This window comes from Mesorhizobium sp. YC-39 (assembly GCF_025753795.1).
Lineage (GTDB): Bacteria > Pseudomonadota > Alphaproteobacteria > Rhizobiales > Rhizobiaceae > Mesorhizobium.
Genome location: NZ_JAOWPS010000001.1, coordinates 161,666 through 181,369 on the forward strand (window position 1 = coordinate 161,666; position 19,704 = coordinate 181,369).

The 19,704-nt window shown below is 63.1% G+C and carries 16 protein-coding genes and 2 pseudogenes; 8 read left to right on the plus strand and 10 right to left on the minus strand.

From position 1 onward, the window contains the following. The first annotated feature begins 96 nt into the window (after positions 1-96). The 3 genes from OHD62_RS00835 (at position 97) to OHD62_RS00845 (ending at position 2,562) form a co-directional block, all read left to right on the plus strand. Entirely contained in the window at positions 97-570 is a 474-nt protein-coding gene (locus tag OHD62_RS00835) for a CYTH domain-containing protein (RefSeq protein WP_263780307.1), read from the plus strand. Next, positions 567-1,508 carry a CHAD domain-containing protein gene (locus tag OHD62_RS00840; RefSeq protein WP_263780308.1) on the plus strand — a complete coding sequence of 314 codons (942 nt, stop codon included), beginning with the start codon at positions 567-569 and terminating at the stop codon, positions 1,506-1,508. Before OHD62_RS00835 ends, OHD62_RS00840 begins: the two co-directional genes overlap by 4 nt. Positions 1,509-1,734: 226 nt before the next feature. Further along, positions 1,735-2,562, plus strand: coding sequence for a YiiX/YebB-like N1pC/P60 family cysteine hydrolase (locus OHD62_RS00845; RefSeq protein WP_263780309.1), 828 nt, complete (start codon positions 1,735-1,737; stop codon positions 2,560-2,562). 83 nt (positions 2,563-2,645) lie between these two features. On the opposite strand, the gene OHD62_RS00850 is transcribed toward OHD62_RS00845, so the two are convergent. Both OHD62_RS00850 and OHD62_RS00855 read right to left on the minus strand, forming a co-directional pair. Beyond that, positions 2,646-4,025, minus strand: coding sequence for an adenylate/guanylate cyclase domain-containing protein (locus OHD62_RS00850; RefSeq protein WP_263780310.1), 1,380 nt, complete (start codon positions 4,023-4,025; stop codon positions 2,646-2,648). Between the two features lie 121 nt (positions 4,026-4,146). Continuing rightward, positions 4,147-4,947, minus strand: coding sequence for a helix-turn-helix domain-containing protein (locus OHD62_RS00855; RefSeq protein WP_263780311.1), 801 nt, complete (start codon positions 4,945-4,947; stop codon positions 4,147-4,149). A gap of 113 nt (positions 4,948-5,060) precedes the next feature. Between OHD62_RS00855 and OHD62_RS00860 the strand changes: the two genes are divergently transcribed. From OHD62_RS00860 to OHD62_RS00870, 3 genes are all read left to right on the plus strand, one after another. Next, the gene (locus OHD62_RS00860; RefSeq protein ID WP_263780312.1) at positions 5,061-5,921 is read left to right on the plus strand and encodes an SMP-30/gluconolactonase/LRE family protein; all 861 of its coding nucleotides are present in this window, start codon (positions 5,061-5,063) and stop codon (positions 5,919-5,921) included. A gap of 885 nt (positions 5,922-6,806) precedes the next feature. After that, on the plus strand, positions 6,807-7,913 hold the full coding sequence (locus tag OHD62_RS00865; RefSeq protein ID WP_263782250.1) for an efflux RND transporter periplasmic adaptor subunit: 1,107 nt from the start codon (positions 6,807-6,809) through the stop codon (positions 7,911-7,913). Next, positions 7,910-11,113, plus strand: coding sequence for an efflux RND transporter permease subunit (locus tag OHD62_RS00870; RefSeq protein ID WP_263780314.1), 3,204 nt, complete (start codon positions 7,910-7,912; stop codon positions 11,111-11,113). Before OHD62_RS00865 ends, OHD62_RS00870 begins: the two co-directional genes overlap by 4 nt. A gap of 205 nt (positions 11,114-11,318) precedes the next feature. Here OHD62_RS00870 and OHD62_RS00875 read toward each other — a convergent pair. The 4 genes and pseudogenes from OHD62_RS00875 to OHD62_RS00890 form a co-directional block, all read right to left on the minus strand. After that, positions 11,319-11,741: pseudogene (locus OHD62_RS00875) on the minus strand (SulP family inorganic anion transporter); the annotation flags it as partial. Between the two features lie 68 nt (positions 11,742-11,809). After that, positions 11,810-12,090 (minus strand): annotated as a pseudogene (locus OHD62_RS00880) (helix-turn-helix domain-containing protein). Between the two features lie 93 nt (positions 12,091-12,183). Beyond that, positions 12,184-12,876: a phosphatase PAP2 family protein gene (locus OHD62_RS00885; protein ID WP_263780316.1), complete on the minus strand. Its 693-nt coding sequence runs from the start codon at positions 12,874-12,876 to the stop codon at positions 12,184-12,186. A 22-nt stretch (positions 12,877-12,898) separates the two neighbouring features. Beyond that, positions 12,899-13,237, minus strand: a complete 339-nt coding sequence (locus OHD62_RS00890) for a hypothetical protein (RefSeq protein ID WP_263780318.1) — start codon at positions 13,235-13,237, stop codon at positions 12,899-12,901. A 203-nt stretch (positions 13,238-13,440) separates the two neighbouring features. On the opposite strand from OHD62_RS00890, the gene OHD62_RS00895 reads away from it, so the two are divergent. After that, positions 13,441-15,444, plus strand: coding sequence for a PhoX family protein (locus OHD62_RS00895; protein ID WP_263780319.1), 2,004 nt, complete (start codon positions 13,441-13,443; stop codon positions 15,442-15,444). 102 nt (positions 15,445-15,546) lie between these two features. Here the strand turns inward: OHD62_RS00895 and OHD62_RS00900 are convergent, their stop codons facing one another. Beyond that, positions 15,547-16,227, minus strand: a complete 681-nt coding sequence (locus OHD62_RS00900) for a GNAT family N-acetyltransferase (RefSeq protein WP_263780320.1) — start codon at positions 16,225-16,227, stop codon at positions 15,547-15,549. Continuing rightward, a complete protein-coding gene (locus OHD62_RS00905; RefSeq protein ID WP_263780321.1) occupies positions 16,224-16,709 on the minus strand; it encodes a MarR family winged helix-turn-helix transcriptional regulator in 486 nt (161 codons plus the stop codon). The genes OHD62_RS00900 and OHD62_RS00905 overlap by 4 nt, the downstream gene beginning before the upstream one ends. 262 nt (positions 16,710-16,971) lie before the next feature. On the opposite strand from OHD62_RS00905, the gene OHD62_RS00910 reads away from it, so the two are divergent. After that, the gene (locus OHD62_RS00910) at positions 16,972-18,009 is read left to right on the plus strand and encodes a phosphatidylglycerol lysyltransferase domain-containing protein (RefSeq protein ID WP_263780323.1); all 1,038 of its coding nucleotides are present in this window, start codon (positions 16,972-16,974) and stop codon (positions 18,007-18,009) included. A 10-nt stretch (positions 18,010-18,019) separates the two neighbouring features. Here the strand turns inward: OHD62_RS00910 and OHD62_RS00915 are convergent, their stop codons facing one another. Together OHD62_RS00915 and OHD62_RS00920 are read right to left on the minus strand one after the other, a co-directional pair. After that, positions 18,020-18,781: an ABC transporter permease gene (locus tag OHD62_RS00915; RefSeq protein WP_263780324.1), complete on the minus strand. Its 762-nt coding sequence runs from the start codon at positions 18,779-18,781 to the stop codon at positions 18,020-18,022. Next, a complete protein-coding gene (locus tag OHD62_RS00920; RefSeq protein WP_263780325.1) occupies positions 18,778-19,704 on the minus strand; it encodes an ABC transporter ATP-binding protein in 927 nt (308 codons plus the stop codon). The genes OHD62_RS00915 and OHD62_RS00920 overlap by 4 nt, the downstream gene beginning before the upstream one ends.

The following is a 19,704-nucleotide window of genomic DNA, read 5'->3' on the forward strand; positions in this document are numbered from 1 at the left end:
AATGTCAAGTACCGGTATGCCGGCTGCATTGCACTTGGTCGAAGGCAACCTGAGATGGCTTGCCATATCAGCCATCCCGCGCTTTAGTGCGCGGCCATGGTCAAGGAAATCGAACGCAAGTTCCTGGTCTCCGGTTCCGAGTGGCGGGATCTGGCCGAGGCGGATATCCGCATTCGCCAGTTCTACCTTGCCGCATCACCGGGCCGTAGCGTGCGCGTGCGCATCAGCGACAATGCCTCGGCAAAGTTGACGCTCAAATTCGGCAGCAAGGCCCGCGAGCGCGACGAATTCGAATATCCGATCCCTTTGGCCGAGGCGCAGGAGTTGCTGGCCTTCGCCATCGGACGTGTCATCGAGAAGACACGCCACCATGTTAGGCATCGCGGCTATCTCTATGAAGTTGATGTTTTCGGCGGGATGCTTAGCGGTCTGGTGGTTGCCGAACTCGAGACGCCGGAGGATGTGCCGGACGAAATGCTGCCAGACTGGCTCGGCCGCGAAGTCACCGGCGAGCAGGGGTTTTACAACGCGTCGCTCGCCCTTGGGGGGATTCCGGAGATCGCGGCATGAGCTTTCGCATTGATCCACGCCTGCCGCTGACCGGCGAGGTCAGGCGCATTCTCGTCGAGGAGATCGGCAAGGCGCTTGTCCATCTGAACACGGCGCACGACAGGCCGGAGCAGGGGCTGCACAAATGCCGCAAGCGCCTCAAAAACGTTCGCGCCCTGCTGCGCCTGGTCCGTTCCGGAGACGAAACATTCTGCCAGACCGAGAACCAGTGCTACCGCCAGGTGTCGGCTCTGCTGGCAGGCCCGCGGGAGGCAACCGCGCTGGTCGAGACCATCGACCGGCTGGCGGCAAGCTTTCCCGAACACAGTGCAGGCGGCGGTCTCGATGAGGTCCGCGACAGGCTTGTCGCTCGCCAGCAGGAATTGCATGGCGGCGCTGGCCTCGGTGCCGCGATAGGTGCAGCGACTGCCGCTTGCGAGGAAGGCATCAACCGGGTCGACAGCCTTGTCTTGCCCGACCAGCCGGAGCAGGCCGCCGACGTACTTGCCGAGGGCGCCCGCGCCACCTTGCGGCGCGCCAGAAAGGCGCTGGACAAGGCTGGCTCGCGCGGCGAGGCGGACGATTTCCACGATCTCCGCAAGGCAGCCAAGACCCACGGCATGCATTTGTCGCTGCTTGGAAGGCTGTGGCCGACGCCGATCAAGGCCCGGCGCAAGGCGGTCGATGAACTGGGTGAGCGGCTGGGCGAACTGCACGATGTGTTCGTCATGCGCGCGCTTCTTGATGCCGACGACCAGCCGCTCGGCTCTCGCCAAGAAACGCGGCTCCTGGGCAAGCTCCTGAAACGCTCGGAAAAAAGCCTGAAGAAGACCTGTCTTGCCGAGGCGGCCGAGCTGTTCGGTGACAGCCCCAAACGCTCGACAAGGAAACTTGCCCGCAAAGTGCGCGAGGATCTCGCCACTGCGCCGCAGGCGGATGCTGCGGCGCCCGGCGGCTGATCGGCGCTACCCCTCACCCGGATTGCCAACCGAATTGCGAAAGGCAATTCGGGGCAATCCGACCTCTCCCGAGGGGAGAGGAGACGCCAGCGTCGATGCCAGCCTCTTCTCCCCAGCGGGGAAAAGGTGGCCGCGAAGCAGCCGGATGAAGGGGCCTCTCCGCAGCACTGTCGCCCAGCCGCCCGGCTGGCTTCCACCCACCTCGATATGCTAATCGCCATCTACCATGACCGAGCCCGGCGACACGCTTCTGGACCGACTTGGCCGCTGGCTTGCCGGCCGGCTGCAGGAGGAATCCTCCGGCTATGAGCCCTACACGCCGTCCGACGCCGAAACGCTGCGCCGGACGCTCGAGCCCGGCGACATCCTGCTCGTCGAGGGCAACCAGAAAATCTCGGCGGCAATCAAGTACCTGACCCAGTCGACCTGGTCGCATGCCGCCTTCTATGTCGGCGATGCCTTGCCGGAACCGGCGGACGGATCGGAACGGCGCCGCCTGATCGAGGTCACGCTTGGCGAAGGCTGCGTCGCCGTGCCGCTGTCGCGCTACCGCACCTACAACACCCGCATCTGCCGGGCGAGCGGGCTGTCGCCAGAGGATCGCGACAAGGTCGTCGCTTTCATGATCGGCAAGCTCGGCCTCAGATATGATCTCAAGAACATTTTCGACATGCTGCGCTATTTCCTGCCGACGCCGCCGGTGCCGGTGCGCTGGCGCCGCCGCATGCTGGCTTTCGGGTCCGGCGATCCGACGCGTGCGATCTGCTCGACGCTGATCGCCGAGGCCTATGGCCAGATCCGCTATCCGATCCTGCCCGAGATCACCCGCGCACCCGGCCGCGCCTCGGCGCAGTCAAGCTATATGCGCAGGGAAATCCTGCACATCCGCCACCACTCGCTCTACACGCCGCGCGACTTCGACCTGTCGCCCTTCTTCCGCATCGTCAAGCCGACGCTGGAATACGGCTTCGACTACCGGGCAGTGACCTGGGACGACAAGGCAGGCACAGACGCCGCAGCCGCGAAGGCTGGAGCAATCACCTCAGGCACGTGACGGCTTTCGGCCTGGTCAGGACATACCCCTATGGCGCGGCCGCTATCCGGCCGAGGTGCAGGCGTTTCACATGGCGGCCTATATCACGCCGAGACCGCAACAGCAGCGCCCTGGTTTTCGGCTCTGTGTTCGACCCAAACATGGACCGGTTCGTCCCGGCCGCGGATGCCCACCGGTCCATGATCGCGCGCATTCAACTGTGTCGTGGGCGATTCCGCCTGCGCGGTCTCAATCAGTCGTGACCCAAAGCAAATATTCGCCTGAAGCTCACGGCATAGCGCCTGCAAACGGCTGGCGACGTTGACGGTGTCGCCCACCACCGCGAAGGACAGATTGCGCTCGCTGCCGACCGCGCCGATGACGACTGCGCCATATTGTGCACCGATCCGAACGTCCAGCGGCGGATATCCCCTGGACACCCGCTGCACATTCCAGTCTTTGAGAGCGGCGATCATCGCTTCAGCGCACTGGATGGCCCGAGTCGCGTCGTCATGGCTGGCTTGCGGAACCCCGAATGTCGCCATGATGCAATCGCCGATATAGTTATCGACTGTGCCATGGTGGTCGAAAACAACCTGCTCCATGCGACGGTGGAACTGACGCAGAAGTTCGAACACTGCTTCGGCCGGATGATCCTCGGAATAGTGTGTGAAGCCGACGATGTCGGCGAACAGCACCGCGATATCCTGCCGGCGGACCGGGCCGAAGGGCTCGTCATCCGTGGCGAGCTGGTCGACGACATTGGGCGAAAAATGCCGGGCGAGATTGGCGCGGGCGCGCTCCGCCTTGACATAGTCTTCCGACAGATGTCGGGAACGAGAGACGACCAGCGCCATGATCGCGCCGATAATCAGCACAACCAACACATTAGTCGCCTGCGCGAATGTATCGACGAAATTGGGATTGAGATAGAGGTTCAGTCGCTCTGTCATCGGCAGCGAATAGAGGTTCGTCGCCGGAATGACGGTTCCCGCATGAAAAATCACCCATCCCACCCCGATCGCCCATGTCAAGGCCGCGAGCGCGCCGAGATAGAGCGCCAATCGTGTCGAAAGGGTCAGCGCGCCAAGGCATACGAAAATCAGCAGGAATTTGAAGCTGCCCTCGCGCAGTTGCATCGCGGCCGGCGCGACCTCCAGGGAAAACGGGTTGGGCGTTACCAGCAGAACGGTCAACAGAATGATGTCCAGCGTTCCCACGAGGTAACCGATCCACCATGGCGCGTTGCGGCGGCGCGCAAAGAGAAACTGGATCAGGCCGACGAGCTGGAACAGCACGAGGCCCGCCAGCACGAAGAGCAGCGAGGCATCCCAGCGGCTGATCAATGAAAAGAAGCAGGAGATCGCGGCGAGCGATGCCGTACGCGCCCAGAACTGCAATGCAGCACCCTGGCGTTCTGCGCGCTCCCGCAAATTTTTCAGGCGTGAATAGCGGCGAAGTTCAAGTGTTGGCGCGGTCGGCATAGGATCACTTCGATTTCACGGGACGTGTCACGCATTCGGCAAACCCGCCCTCTACTGGCAAATCAGTGCGCGAACTCTACCATGAATGCAGATGCAATCCTGCTCGGGATGATTGGCTGTGTCAGGCCGGCAAAGGACGGCGTCCCTTTGCAGGAGCGGCGGGCCGGTCGGACGCCCCGGCATCGCGGGGATGCGGGCCGATCGGCATGATCGCCGGAAACGGCGTCGCGCCAAAGGCAAATGTCCATTTATAGCCGGTGAGCCCGTCTTCGGGCGTCGTGTGCTGATCGTGATGGGCAAGCAATTTGGCGCGCTCCGCCAGCTCCTCCGCTTCGCGTCTCACCATCTCCGCCGTCTCCGGTCGCATTCGCCTGGAGAAGCTGACGAAGGTCGCCTCCCGCTCCAGATGCGTGATCGCCCAGCCGATGAAATTCTTGTTGGTCATCTCGAACAGCGGCCTGAGTGGCCCTTCGAAATTCCACTGGATCGGCGTCTCGACCAGCAGCCTTGCCGACAGGCCACGACCGAGCGCGACGAGGCCCAGATCCTCAAGCTCGCGCAGATAGAGGAACATCGAGGCCTCGCTCAAGCCTTGCGAGCGCATGATGCCTTCGGGCGTGAATTTTTCGGAGAGCATGACGAACATGAACAGCAGCGCCGGCCGGCCTGCGAGTTTGCGTTCGATCTCCGGCGCGATGCGGTTGACCGGCCCCGGCCCCCGGTTCATCGAGCCGAGCACGTTTTCGAGCTCGACGCCGACGGCAGCGCAGATGTCCATCAGGCGGTCGAGCTTGCAATTGCGTTCATGGAAGATGCGCTTCACCGTCGGCTCGGAAACACCCATGCGTTCGGCAAGTTCGCGATAGGTGACGCCCTTCGCCTTCAGTGTCCGCTTCAGCGCCTCGAAGATCAGGCCATTCATGCGATGCACCTCTTTGCCGCAGTTTCGTATCGATTTTCGATACTAGCCGCAATCAACCTTCCAGAAAAGTATCGGAAAATCTAGGTCTCCGTTATCACCACAGGAGACCAACCATGAAAACCCTTATCCGCTCGACACTTCTCGCTGTCATCGGCGTCGCAACGATGCCTGCCGCCCATGCCGGGGAAATCTGGCGTGCCGCCGGCTTCGAGCAGCCGGAATCGGCGCTGTTCGACGCCGCCAACCAACGCATCATCGTTTCCAACATCGTCGGCAATCCCGGCGACGCCGACGGCAACGGCTATCTGTCGGTGCTGTCGCTCGACGGCAAGATCACCACCCGTCACTGGACCGACGGCATGGACGCACCCAAGGGTATGGCGATCTCGGGCGGCAAGCTCTACGTCGCCGACATCACCCATGCGCGCGTCGTCGATCTCGAAAGCGGCAAGCTGGTTTCGACGATCGATGTGCCGAATGCCGTCTTCCTCAACGACATGACCGCGGACAGCTCCGGTAAGGTCTATGTCACCGACATGCTGGCCGATGCGATCTACCGCATCGACGGCGACCGCCCGGAATTGTTCGCGAAGGATGCAGCGCTCGCTTCGCCCAATGGCATCTTCGCCGATGGCAACAGGCTGATCGTCGCCTCGTGGGGCAAGGGCATCAAGCCGGATTTCAGCACCGCCGAGCCGGGCGGGCTGCTCTCGGTCGATCTCGCCAGCAAGGTGGTCACGCCGCTGCCCGGCGCACAGAAATTCGCCGACCTCGACGGCGTCATCGCCATCGGCGGCAGCATCTACGCCACCGCCTACATGACCGGCACGCTCTATCGCTACCAGGCCGGCGGCACGCCCGAGGCGATTGCGCATTTCAAGCCGGGCAGCGCCGATATCGGCACCGACGGCAAGTCGACCATCTATGTGCCGCTGATGAATGAGGGCGAAGTGGCGGCGCTGACGCTCGACTGAGAGTGTGGGCTATGAGCGGCACCTTGGAGCCCATCCAGGAGACCTTCGCTAACAAACATTCGTCGGCGAAGGTCGATGGCCCGCTCAGTTCGTTCCACACGCATCGACCAACTCCGTGGTCGGGAAGGTAACATCCAGTGGCGCGTTGTGCCTCAGAGAGACAGCGCGCTATAGCGCACACTATCCAGCAAAAGCGTAGCCCGGTTCACCCATGCGGGTGATGTGAGACAAAGTCCCGGCAGCATCCTCCCGTTTGACCAACCGGATGGACGCGCCGAGAAGATGTCTTCATTCCACGCTTCGCTGGTCGGAAAAAACCCGAACGGGCACGAGGCGTGCTATTCGCTCTGGCGGTGAGCCTGACACCGTCGCTGTCAGCCACTGCGGAGCAGGTTTCCTCGGTGGATCTCGAACTGGTTCTCTGTGTCGATGTATCGTCTTCAATGAGGCGGAACAACGGCTGCAGCGGGAGGGATATGTCAACGCACTGCTCGATGCCGCAGTGTTGCAGTCCATTGAACCCGGCCAGCGTGGTAATGCCAATATCGGTCTCCTTCGACCAATATGAATCATAGGCCGCCCATCAAAGGAATCCTGAATCCTTTAAATCGCGACTGACCCTAGCCCGATGGCGAGGCAGCCACAGGGTGGACATTTCAGCTCACATGGAAAATGATCATGTCGCCATACACAACACTGCAGTGCTCTGATCTCATCGAAAAGCCTGAGCGTAGAAGCGGATCAACCGACCTCCGGGTCCAGCGAGCGAGGACGCAAATGGACACCCCAGGGAATGGGCAATTGCATCGCGACGCGGGCGGGCGGCCCCGTCGATCGGCCGGCTGGCTTGCCCGCGCCGCCGCGTCGGCGGCATTCCTGCTCGGCATGGCTTTCAGCAGCACTGCGTTTGCGCAGGACCAGCAGCTACCCGAGGTGACGGCGGCCAAGCCGGTGGTTCGTGAAATCGTCGAAGACGACGAGTTCGTCGGGCGCTTCGACGCCGTCGACCAGGTCGCCATCCGCTCGCGCGTCAGCGGCTATCTGGACAAGGTCAGTTTCCAGGACGGCGCACTGGTCAATAAGGGCGACCTGCTCTTCACCATCGACAAGCGTCCGTACCAGGCGGCTTATGATGCCGCCAAATCGCAGGTGGACGTCGCCAAGAGTCTGCTCGAATTCTCCAAGATGCAGCTGGATCGCGCCGACGAACTCGCCAAGACCGGCAATATCTCAACCGCGACGGTCGACGACCGCCGGCGGGAGTACCTTTCGGCGCAGGCGCAGATGCAGGGCGCGACGGCTGCCCTGACGACGGCCAGCCTGAACATGGAATTCACCGAGATCAAGGCGCCCTTGTCCGGCCGCATCGACCGCCGGCTGGTGTCAGTCGGCAACCTCGTGCAGCCGGATTCCACCTTGCTGACGACCATCGTTACGCGCGATCCGATCGACTTCTATTTCGACGTCGATGAGCGCCTGTATTTCAGCTACGCCCGCGACGCGAAGGAGCGCGGCGGCAGCATGCAGGAAGGCGCCGGCGGGCTCGATGTGGTGGTTCGCGTCGCCGACCGCACGGAGGCGGTATTCAAAGGCAAGCTCGATTTTGCCGAGAACCGGATCGACAACGCGACCGGCACCATGCGAGTGCGTGCAAGGTTTCCCAACGCCGACGGCGTTCTCCAGCCAGGCATGTTCGGGCGCATCAACGTGCCGGGGTCGCTGCCGCATAGCGGCGTGCTGGTGCCCGACGAGGCGATCGGCGCCGATCAGGATCGCCGCATCGTGTTCCTGGTGGATGAGGCCGGGATGGTGTCGGCGAAGCCCGTGCGCACCGGCCCGCGTCTCGACGGCTACCGGGTGATCCGCGCGGGCCTGACCGGCGACGAGACGATCATCGTCAACGGGCTGATGCACGCCAGGCCCGGCACCAAGGTGAAGGTCGAGATGGTGACGTTGCCGCCCAAGGCCGAGACCGCCGAGTTGCAGCAATGAGGTTCGCACATTTCTTCGTTGACCGTCCGATCTTCGCATCGGTCGTTTCGATCGTCCTGCTGATCCTCGGCGGGATTGCCTATACCCAGCTACCGGTCGCGCAATATCCTGAGATCGCGCCGCCGACCATCGTCGTTCGCGCGCAGTATCCGGGCGCCGACGCCGAGACGGTCGCAGCGACGGTGGCAACGCCAATCGAGCAGGAGATCAACGGCGTCGAGGGCATGCTCTACATGTCGTCCTATTCGTCGGGCGACGGGGCGATGGCGCTGACCATCACCTTCAAGCTGGGCACCGATCTCGACCAGGCGCAGGTGCTGGTGCAGAACCGCGTGTCGGTCGCCGAGCCGCGCCTGCCCGAAGAAGTCCGCCGCCTCGGCATCACCACCACCAAGAGCTCGCCCGACCTGATGATGGTCGTGCACATGCTGTCGCCCGACAATACCTATGACCAGCTCTACGTCTCGAACTACGCCCGCTCGCGGGTGCGCGACATACTGCTCAGGTTAGACGGCGTCGGCGACCTCATCATCTTCGGCGAACGCGAATATTCGCTGCGCATCTGGCTCGATCCGGAAAAACTGTCCGCCCTGGGGATGACCTCGGGCGATGTGGTGCAGGCGCTGCGCGACCAGAACGTCCAGGTGTCGGGCGGCTCGATCGGTGCGCCGCCGACCAACACCGGCACGGCGTTCCAGTACACTGTCACCACGCAAGGCCGCTTCAACGACGCACGCGACTTCCGATACGTGATCGTCAAATCGACCGACGACGGCCGTCTGATCTCGCTGCAGGACGTGGCGCGTATCGAGCTCGGCGCCAAGGATTATGTCACCAACTCCTATCTCAACGGCAAACCGGCGGTGGCGCTCGCCATCTTCCAGCGGCCGGGCACCAATGCGCTCGCCGCAGCCGCGGAGATCCAGGACAAGATGAAGGAGCTTTCAGGCGACTTCCCCAAGGGATTGAGCTACGACATCGTCTACAATCCGACCGAGTTCGTCGCCGAGTCGATCCAGGAGGTCTACAAGACGATCCTCGAGGCGATGGTGCTGGTCATCATCGTCATCATCGTCTTCCTGCAATCGTGGCGCATGGCGATCGTGCCGATCGTGGCGATCCCCGTGTCGCTGATCGGCACGCTGGCGGTGCTTTACGCCGCCGGCTTCTCGCTCAACATGCTGACGCTGTTCGGCCTCGTTCTGGCGATCGGCATCGTCGTCGACGATGCGATCGTCGTGGTCGAAAACGTCGAGCGCAATATCGCCAGTGGGCTGGCGCCCAATCCGGCGTCGCACCTGACCATGGACGAAGTCGGAACGGCGGTCATCGCGATCTCGCTGGTGCTGATAGCCGTGTTCGTACCGACAGCCTTCATCCCCGGCATTTCTGGGCAGTTCTACCTGCAGTTTGCGATCACCATCGCGGTGTCGACGGCGATCTCGGCATTCAATTCGCTGACGCTTTCGCCCGCGCTGGCCGCGCTGCTGTTCAAGCCGCACCACGCCGCGGCGGCGCCGCCGCGCTTTTTCCTGGCGCGGTTCGGACGGGCGCTCGCCGACGGCTTTAACAGCGGCTTCGACAGGGTCGCCCATTGGTATGCAAGCATCGTCCGCGTGCTGGTCGGCTCGTGGATAGCGATCACCGCCATGCTGGCCGTTTTCGCGGCCCTCATCTACGCCACGGTCTACATGGTGCAGACGGTGCCGCGCGGTTTCATTCCGTCGCTCGACCAGGGCTATGCGATCGTCGTCGTCCAGTTGCCGGACGGCGCTTCACTGTCGAGGACCGATGCTGTCATCCAGCAGGCGTCGCAGATCATCCAGAAAACGCCAGGCGTCGACTACGCAGTCGCCTTCGCCGGCTTCTCCGGCGCGACCTTCACCAACGCCAGCAACGCGGGCGTGATCTTCGCCAGGTTCAGGCCGTTTGACGAGCGACTGAAAGCCGGCCAGTCGGCGACCCAGGTCATCGGCAATCTGTTCGGCAGCCTGCAAAGCATCAAGGAAGCCTTCATTATCGCACTGCCGCCGCCGCCAATCCGCGGCGTCGGCAATGCCGGCGGCTTCAAGCTGCAGATCCAGGAGCGCAACAGCGCCGACATGCGGCAGATCCTGGCGCTTGCCAACGAAATCGCCGGCGAGGCCAACAAGACGCCGGGGCTGACGGGCGTGTTCACCACGTTCTCCGCGTCGAGCCCGCAATTCTTCCTGGAGATCGATCGCGACAAGGCGCGCATCCTGAACGTGCCGATCCCCAACATCTTCGAGACGCTGTCGATCAATTTGGGCACCGCCTACGTCAACGACTTCAACGCTTTCGGGCGCGTCTACCAGGTGCGGGCGCAGGCCGACCAGGCGTTCCGTCTCGATCGCGCCGACATCTTGAAACTGAAGGTGCGCTCGGCGACCGGCGCGCTGGTTCCGCTCGGCACGTTGATCGAGATCCGCGACGTCACCGGCCCGGCGCTGGTCCAGCGTTACAACATGTATGTCTCGGTGCCGCTGCAGGGCAACGCGGCGCCCGGCGTTTCCACGGGCGACGCGCTGGCATTGATGGAAGGGATCACGGCAAAGACGCTGCCGGCCGGTACCTCCTATGAATGGACCGAGCTCGCCTATCAGGAGCGCAACACCGGCAATGCCGCTGTCTATATCTTCGGACTGTCGGTGCTGTTCGTGTTCCTGGCGCTGGCGGCGCAATATGAAAGCTGGGTGCTGCCGTTCGCCATTGTGCTGGTGGTGCCGCTCGGCGTGCTCGCGGCGTTGCTCGGCGTGTCTTTCCGAGGGCTGGACAACAACATCCTCGTGCAGATCGGCCTCATCGTGCTGATCGGGCTTGCCGCCAAGAACGCGATCCTGATCGTCGAATTCGCGCGGCAGGCGCAGGAACGCGGCCTTTCGGCCGCCGAGGCTGCCGTCGAAGCCTGCCGGCTCAGGCTGCGGCCGATCCTAATGACCGCCTTCTCGTTCATCCTCGGCGTCGTGCCGCTGATGATCGCAACAGGCCCGGGCGCAGAAATGCGCCAGTCGCTGGGCACCGCGGTGTTCTCCGGCATGCTCGGCGTCACCTTCGTCGGCCTGTTCCTGACGCCGGTGTTCTACGTCACGCTCAGGTCGCTGTTTTCACGGCGCAAGCCCCGTGCCGAGGCAGAGCCCTCGGGTCCGGCAGAGGCGCCATCGGAGACGGCCGCCGAGTAGGGTTACGAATTCGCCGCGTCGGGCGCGGCGTATCACTCAAGAAAATCGGCGCGGCGCGGCAACGGCCACAATCTGCGCGACCTCGGCGTCGAGGTGCGGCGGAGATCCTGCTCGGTCTGATCCAGCCCCACAGCCGCATCCAGTTCAGCGAGACGATGTCGGGCGGCGAGCCAATGCGATCTTCTATCTGGTCGACCAGGCGGGGCTTGATATAGGTGCCGAGCCTGAGGTAGCCGATGGCGAGCAGGAAGACGCCGGACATCATCGTCGCCAGCAGCAGCCCGTCGATGCCTTCGCGCTGGACCGTCGCCGCCACCAGCACGATGAGGGCGCCGGCCGGGCCGCCGATCTGGAAGCGGCCGCCGCCGAGCGCCGAGACGATGAAACCACCGACGATGGCGGTGAACAGGCCGCGCTCCGGCGTCACGCCCGAAGCAATCGCGATCGCCATCGACAGCGGCAGCGCCACGATGGCCACTGTCAGCCCGGCGATGGCATCGGCCTTGAGGTGCTCCGATGTGTAGCCCTCGCGCAGAACCGTCACCAGCTTAGGCGTGAACAGCTCGGAAAATGTCGACTTTGCCGGTCTTTGGACCGGTTGATGATTTGCCTGCCGGATCTGATCCATGAACGGCCTTCCGCTCCTGAAAAGCGGCGGGATCGTCGGCAGGACTGTCGGCGGTCGCCGTCGCGACTTTATGCCGGCTCAGCTTTCGGATTGGGCGGCACGGCCGGCTTGGGGCGCACGCCCCTGCCCGCCCGCGCTCGCTGGTCTGGTTCTCGCCGATCAGTTCCACCCCGGCCTCGTCAAGGGCCTGGATGACCTTCGTCAATGTGTCGACCACGCCCCTGACCACGCCGTCGCTCGCTTCCATGCGCTGGATGGTTGGAAGCGAAACGCCTGCGCGCTCGGCGAGGTTCTTCTGATCGATGCCGGCCGGCGCCCTCGCGGCGCGCATCTGCGCGGCGGCAATCATCGGCCAGAACCCCCGTCTGAGTCTGCAATACGAGTGTATAATACCATTATTATGATGTTTCAAGAATCATAATGCATATACCAAACATGTAGGTCACGCATCATCCGCCACCACCTTGCGCCGCTGCAGGAAGCGCGCCGTCAGCCAGCACAGCATCGCCCACGCGAAGCCGGCGCACCAGCCGGCCAGCACGTCTGACGGCCAGTGAACGCCGAGATAGACACGGCTGACGCCAACCAGCACCGTCGTCAGCACCGCGAGCGCCAGCACAAAGATCTTCGTCGTCCGGTCCGGCAGGAAGCGCGCCGCCAGCGAGCCGAGCGTCAGGTAGGTCACCGCCGACAGCATGGCATGGCCGCTCGGAAATGAAAGCGAGGTCTCGTTGACGAGGTGCGAAACCAGTTCGGGGCGGGGCCGGTCGACCCCAACCTTCAGCAGGCTCGACAGCACCTGCCCACCCGCCACCGCCACGAATATGAACAGCGCCGTTCCGGGCTGGCGGATCAGCAGCAGATAGACGATCACCGCCGCCGTGATCAGCACGAGCACGCTGGAGCTGCCGAGGCTGGTGATGTCGCGCATCGCCCCTTCCAGCCATGGCGGGCCGATCGGGCTGTCGGGTTGGCCCGCCTTGCGGAAGGCGAGCAGGATCTCGGTATCGAAGGCGTGCGGCGTGGTGGCGCGCGCCACTTCCATCAGCTCCTCGAACCCCCACAGCCCGCCGGCGATGATCACGCCGGCAAGCAGTACCGGGAATTCGATCCAGTTGAGCAGCGGGTGCTTCATCGGCCTGTCATCAGCAATTCAACTACAGCCTTTGCAGATAGGGCCCGAGCGTGATCAGCGCCACGGCCGCGATGGCGAGCACGACGCCGGTCGCCTGCAAGGCGTTCAGCCGCTCGCCGAAGAAGGCCAGCGCCACCACGTTCACCGACACCAGCTGGATGACAGCCGACAGGCTGAACGACACCGACATGCCGAACTCACGGACCAGCCTCAGCATGACCAGATTGCCAAGCGAATAGAGCCCGAGCGTCAGCACGATCTTGCCGAGGCTTGGCGCCAGCCCCCATTGCTTGGCGGCCGCCGCCGCCAGCAGGAAGATTATCGTTGAAATGCCGAGCTGCACCAGTCCCCAGAAACTCAATTCCCGTCCCCCTAGATGCGGTCCTTCCCGCGCGTGTCGCAGACCTTGTTTCCGAAGCATCGGCCGCGGTCAAGCCGGGCTGACAGGACACACGAAAATCGGAGCGGAAATTAGCCGGCGCGTCATCATTCTGTGATCTGCCGCCTGTACGGGGGTCGACCCAGATAACATGCTCCAGCCACTCAGGAAGCCAGAGGCAGCCCATGACCGAACATCGCTCCCCCGACACCCGATTCCGCACCAGCCTGCTCGAGGACAACGACGGCCCGGCCACCAATCCCACAGACAACCCCACCATGGGCGAGATCATCGCCGCGCGCTTTTCGCGCCGCGGTTTCCTTAAGGGATCGCTGGCCGTCTCGGCCATCGCCGCCACCGTCAGCCCGCTGGCGCTGATCACCGCCGACAATGCTCGTGCGGCCGAAGGATCGGCCTTTACCTTTGACGAACTCGAAGCCGGCATCGATGAAAAGCATCACGTCGCACCTGGTTACGACGCCGACGTGCTGCTGCGCTGGGGCGATCCGCTGTTTGCCGATTCGCCGGACTTCGATCCGGTCAAGCAGTCGGCCGAGGCCCAGGCAAGGCAGTTCGGCTACAACAACGACTATGTCGGCTATATCCCGATCGACGGCTCGGCCGAGCATGGCCTGCTCGTGGTCAACCACGAATACACCAATTCGCATCTGATGTTCCCGGGTATCGTCAAGATCGTCGAGAAGGACGGCAAGAAAGAGCTCGAAGTCGCCCCCCTCAGCAAGGAACAGATCGATGTCGAGATGGCCGCGCACGGTGGCACCGTCGTCGAAATCCGCAAGGAGGCGGGCAAATGGCAAGTGGTGCGCGACGGCAAGCTCAACCGCCGCATCACCTCCAACACCGAGATGCAGCTGTCCGGTCCGGTCGCCGGCAACGACCGCGTCAAGACCAGCGCCGACCCGACCGGCACGAAAGTCATCGGCACCGTCAACAACTGCGCCGGCGGCGTCACGCCCTGGGGCACCTATGTCATGGCCGAGGAAAACATCCATGGCTATTTCTCGGGCGAATTACCGGAAGGCCACAAGGAAGCCGCCAACTACAAGCGCTTGGCCATTCCCGAAGGCGCCTATGAATGGGCGGCGCATTACGACCGTTTCGACCTCGGCAAGGAGCCGAACGAGCCGAATCGTTTTGGCTGGATCGTCGAGGTCGACGTCAACGATCCGACCTCGACGCCGAAGAAGCGCACCGCCATGGGCCGCTTCAAGCACGAGGGCGCCGAATCCATCGTCGCCAAGGATGGCCGCGTCGTTTTCTATCTCGGCGACGACGAGCGCTTCGATTACGTCTATAAATTCGTCACCACGGGCACGTTCAACCCGAACGACCGCGCCGCCAACATGGACCTGCTCGACGACGGCACGCTCCACGTCGCCAAATTCGCCGAGGACGGTTCGGTCGAATGGCTGCCGGTCGTCTTTGGCCAGGGCCCGCTGACCGCCGAGAACGGCTTTGCCGGCCAGGCCGATGTGCTGATCGAGACACGTCGCGCCGCCGACCTTCTCGGCGCCACCAAGATGGACCGTCCCGAAGACATCCAGCCCAATGCCGTCAATGGCAAGGTCTATGTCATGCTGACCAACAATTCCAAGCGCAAGGCCGACCAGGTCGACGCCGCCAATCCGCGCGCCGAAAACGCCTTTGGTCACATTATCGAGATATCAGAGGACGACGGCGATTTCACCGCCACCAAGGGCAAGTGGGATGTGCTGCTGAAATGCGGCGATCCCTCGGTGGCCGACGTCGGCGCCACCTTCTCGACCGCGACCACAGCCAATGGCTGGTTCGGCATGCCGGACAATTGCGCGGTCGATTCGGCCGGTCGCCTCTGGGTCGCCACCGACGGTCAGGGGCCGAAAGCCACCGGCCGCACAGACGGCTTGTGGGCGGTCGATACGGAAGGGACGGCGCGGGCGACCTCGAAACTGTTCTTCCGCGTGCCGGTCGGCGCCGAGATGTGCGGTCCGCTATTCCTGCCGGACGACCAGACCGCCTTTGTCGCCGTCCAGCATCCTGCCGACGGCGGCGATGATTGGGAGCCTTTCGGCCGCCCTTCCTATTATGAGGACCTGTCGACCCGCTGGCCGGACTTCAAGCCTGACATGCCGGTGCGGCCGTCGGTGGTCGCCATCACCAAGCAGGGCGGCGGCAAGATCGCGGTCTGACACGCGGCAAGCTTGGTTTGCAGTCTCAAGGAAGGATTTCGGCAATACGAAATCCTTCCTTCTCTCGTTACCCGGGATGCATCAGCCTTTACGCCGGACCCTTCAGTCGGCACGCTGAACCACGGCCATATTCATCATGCTTCTCAACCGGAAGCCAATGGACTCGTACAGTCTTATGGCCGCGACGTTGGTGGCATAGGCGTGGAGATAGGGAACTTCGCCGCGCGCCATGATCCGATTTGCCACGAACAGGGACAACAGCCTTCCCAGGCCGCCGCCGCGAAAATCCGGATGCGAGCACACGCCGCTAAGCTCGGTATGGCCAGGCTGCTTCATGCGTTCGCCGGCCATCGCCGCAAGTCTGCCTTCGATCTTCACGCCCCAGAAATCGCCGAGGCTCAGCGCCTCCAGTGTGAATGGGCCGGGCTTGGTGACCATTGCCAAGGCGAGCATCTCGGCCGCATCGTGTTGCGTCAGTCGTTGCACACGCTCGTCGGACACGGTCTGCACCGGCTGTTCGGCAGTCATCTGCACCAGGGACGCGGTCGAAGTGGCGGAAAGCTCCGCGGGCAAGGTGATTGCGTCAGCCTGGACCAGGATGGCGCTTTCGAGCGGGGGAATAAGCCTGTTCAGCGCCCGCATGCTTTCCGCGTCGTCCGCTGCGGTGGCGGCAAAAGGAACGATCGACGGCAGGTATCGCCTGGCGAGGCTGTCACCTTGTGCAAAAGCCTGATGTCGCGTCGCAAGCGCGCTCCAGATGGGACGGTCGAGGACGTGATTCATGGCACGGCCGCCCTTTCCACGCGACGGTCGAGGGGGACCTCGGCCAGGCCCTCCTCGATGGCGGCCAACTGGTCAAGAAGCGGTCCCGAACGCTCCGCGCACAAATCCGCGACGGCTTTCTCGATGCGTGGCCAGACGTCGCGCTTGGCAACATCGACGAGCCGTCGACCGTTCCCGGTGAGCGAGACAATCCTGCGCCGCTGGTCATTGCTCGACGGGCTGACTTCGACCAATCCCAGTTCGGCCAGAAGCGCCACGCTTCGCGTGATGCCCGGCTGCGCAATCCCAAGAGCCTGTGCCAGTTCCCCAACCGGCAGAGGCCCCAGCCTGTCGAGCGCGGCCAGCAGCGGATACTGGCTCGACTGGACCGGGACATCCAGGCGATCGAGAACTCGCTGCGTATCCGCCTGCAACTGCTCGCCGATACGCTTCAACCTGCTGCCCAGGCACAGGAAGCCAAGAGATCGGATGACGTCTTCCATAATCAACACGTCCCTGTTTAAGCATAACATGATATATAGCAATATATGGAAAGTCAAAGGGCGCAGCCGCTGGGCGCAACTCGATCCGGCGGATGACTCCGGGATGGAGCCACCGCCACTTGGTGGAGATTTCCCTTCAGTCGGCGCCGATTGCATCCTATATGGCGCTTGCGCGATATGATCGGCAATCAATCGCACAAGGCGACTGATTCGAGGCCGCGGGCTGGCCTCCATTACCCAAGCGGCACGCGGAACCTCGACCATGCCCTCCTTGCGCATTCATTTCGATCGGCTGCTGGAAGGCGCAGCCCCCAAGGTCGAGCGGCGGGAGCTGACGCATGTCGAGCGCCTGGCGCTGGTGCGCCGGCATGGCGATTTTTCGCTCGCCTATTCGACCGCCGTCCAGCAAAAGCTTTCCTATTTCGGCGATGCCGACGGCTACATCGCCTTCGGCACCAAGATGAAGCACCATTTCGCGCTCGGCGACCCGGTGGTTCATCCGCCGGATAGGCCCGATTATATCAGGCGTTTCGTCGAGGCCGCCGGCAGTCCCTGGTTCGTGCAGATCGGCGAAGAGACGGCGCGCGTGCTGGCCGGGCTCGGCTACCAGGTCAATCGTCTCGGCATTGATACGCGGCTGGTCCTGCCGGCGCATGATTTTTCGGGAAAGCGCAACGAAACCGTGCGCTATTCCGAGCGCTGGCTGTTGAAGAAAGGGTTTTCCCTCGACGAGGACAAGCGCACCGTCTTTCTCGACGAAATCCAGCGGCTGTCGCAGAACTGGCGGGCGGACCGCATCGTCAAACGATGGGAAATGGGTTTCCTCAACCGCCCTTTCAACGATCAGCTCGGCATCGACATGCGCCGCTTCGTCCTCCATGGCCCTGACGGCGAACTCGTCGCCCTGCTCGACTTCGATCCAATGTTCAGCGGCGGCAAGGTGATCGGCTACACCACCTCGTTCAAGCGCAAGCATGTCGACGCCACGCCGCATGCCGAGATCGGCCTGACCAAATTCGCCGTCGACCGTTTTCGCGAGGAAGGCATCTCGGTCGTGACGCTCGGCCTGTCGCCGCTTGTCGACATCGGACCGAGTGGCTTTGCCGAAAGCGACTTCTGGCGTAACGCCTTCCAGCGCGCCTATGATTCGCCATGGGTCAATCGCAGCAAGTTCAACCTGCAGGGCCAGGCGGCCTTCAAGCGCCGCTTTCACGGCATCGAGGAGCCGACCTACATCGCCTTCCGCAAGGGGACCTATATCGAGATGCTGGGGCTGCTGCGCCTGATCAAGGCAATCTAAGCAGGATCCGTCAGTTTCGCAGCCGGTAGCCGGTCCGGAAGATCCAGGCGACGATCGCTATGCAGACGAGCAGGAACACGACCGTCATGCCGAGGCTGATACCGATCGAGACGTCGGACTTGCCGTAGAAACTCCAGCGAAAGCCGCTGACCAGATAGAGGACAGGGTTGAACAGCGTCACCGTGCGCCAGATGCCGGGCAGCATGTCGATCGAATAGAAGCTGCCGCCAAGGAAGGTCAGCGGCGTGATGATCAAAAGCGGCACCAATTGCAATTGCTCGAAGCTCTTGGCCCAGATGCCGATGATGAAACCGAACAGGCTGAAGGTCACCGCCGTTAGCACCAGGAAGGCGAGCATCCAGACCGGATGCTCGACGTGAAGCGGCACGAACAGCGAAGCGGTCGCTAGGATGATCAGGCCGAGTATGATCGACTTGGTCGCCGCACCCCCGACATAGGCGATGACGATCTCCAGATAGGACACCGGCGCCGACAGCAATTCGTAGATCGAGCCGACGAATTTCGGGAAATAGATGGCGAAGGAGGCATTGGAGATCGACTGCGTCAACAGCGACAGCATGATCAGCCCCGGCACGATGAAGGCGCCGTAGCTGATGCCGTCGATCTCGGTGATGCGCGAGCCGATGGCCGAGCCGAAGACGACGAAATAGAGCGATGTCGAGATGACCGGCGAGACGATGCTCTGCAGCACCGTGCGGAAGGCGCGCGCCATTTCCATCCGGTAGATCGCCCAGACTGCGCGCAGGTTCATGCGTCCTTCCTCACCAGATTGACGAAGATCTCCTCGAGCGAGCTGTTTTGCGTGTCGATGTCGCGGAACTGGATGCCGGCCGCTTCAAGGTCTCGGATCAGCGAGGCAACGCCCGGGCGTTCGCTCTGGTTGTCATAGGTATAGGTCAGTTGTCCGCCGTCCGGCGAACGCTCCAGCCCATAGCGCGAAAACGTCTCGGGGATGGCGGCGATCGGGCTGCGCAATTCCAGCACAAGCCGCTTGCGGCCGAGCGTGCGCATCAGTTCAGCCTTCTCCTCGACCAGCACGATCTCACCGCGATTGATGACGCCGACGCGGTCGGCCATCGCTTCGGCCTCCTCGATATAGTGCGTGGTCAGGATGATGGTCACCCCGTCTTCGCGCAGCCGCCGCACCATCGCCCACATGTCCTGGCGCAGCTCGACGTCGACGCCGGCGGTCGGTTCGTCGAGGAACAGCACCCTGGGTTCATGCGACAGCGCCTTGGCGATCATCAGCCGCCGCTTCATGCCGCCCGACAGCGTGATCGCCTTGGCGTCCTTCTTGTCCCACAGCGAGAGATCGCGCAGCACCTTCTCGACAAAGGCTGGGTTAGCCGGCTTGCCGAACAGGCCGCGGCTGTAATTGACCGTCGCCCATACGCTCTCGAACGCGTCGATGGTCAGCTCCTGCGGCACTAGCCCGATCAGGCTGCGCGCCGCGCGATAGTCCCGGGTGATGTCATGGCCGTCCACCGTCACCGTGCCCGACGAGCGGTTGACGATGCCGCAGACGATCGAGATGAGCGTCGTCTTGCCGGCGCCGTTCGGCCCGAGCAGCGCAAAGATCTCGCCGCGCTCGATCTCGAGGTTGATCTCCTTCAGCGCCTTGAAGCCGGTGGCGTAGGTCTTGGTGACCCCGGAAATGGAAATAATGGAGGGCAT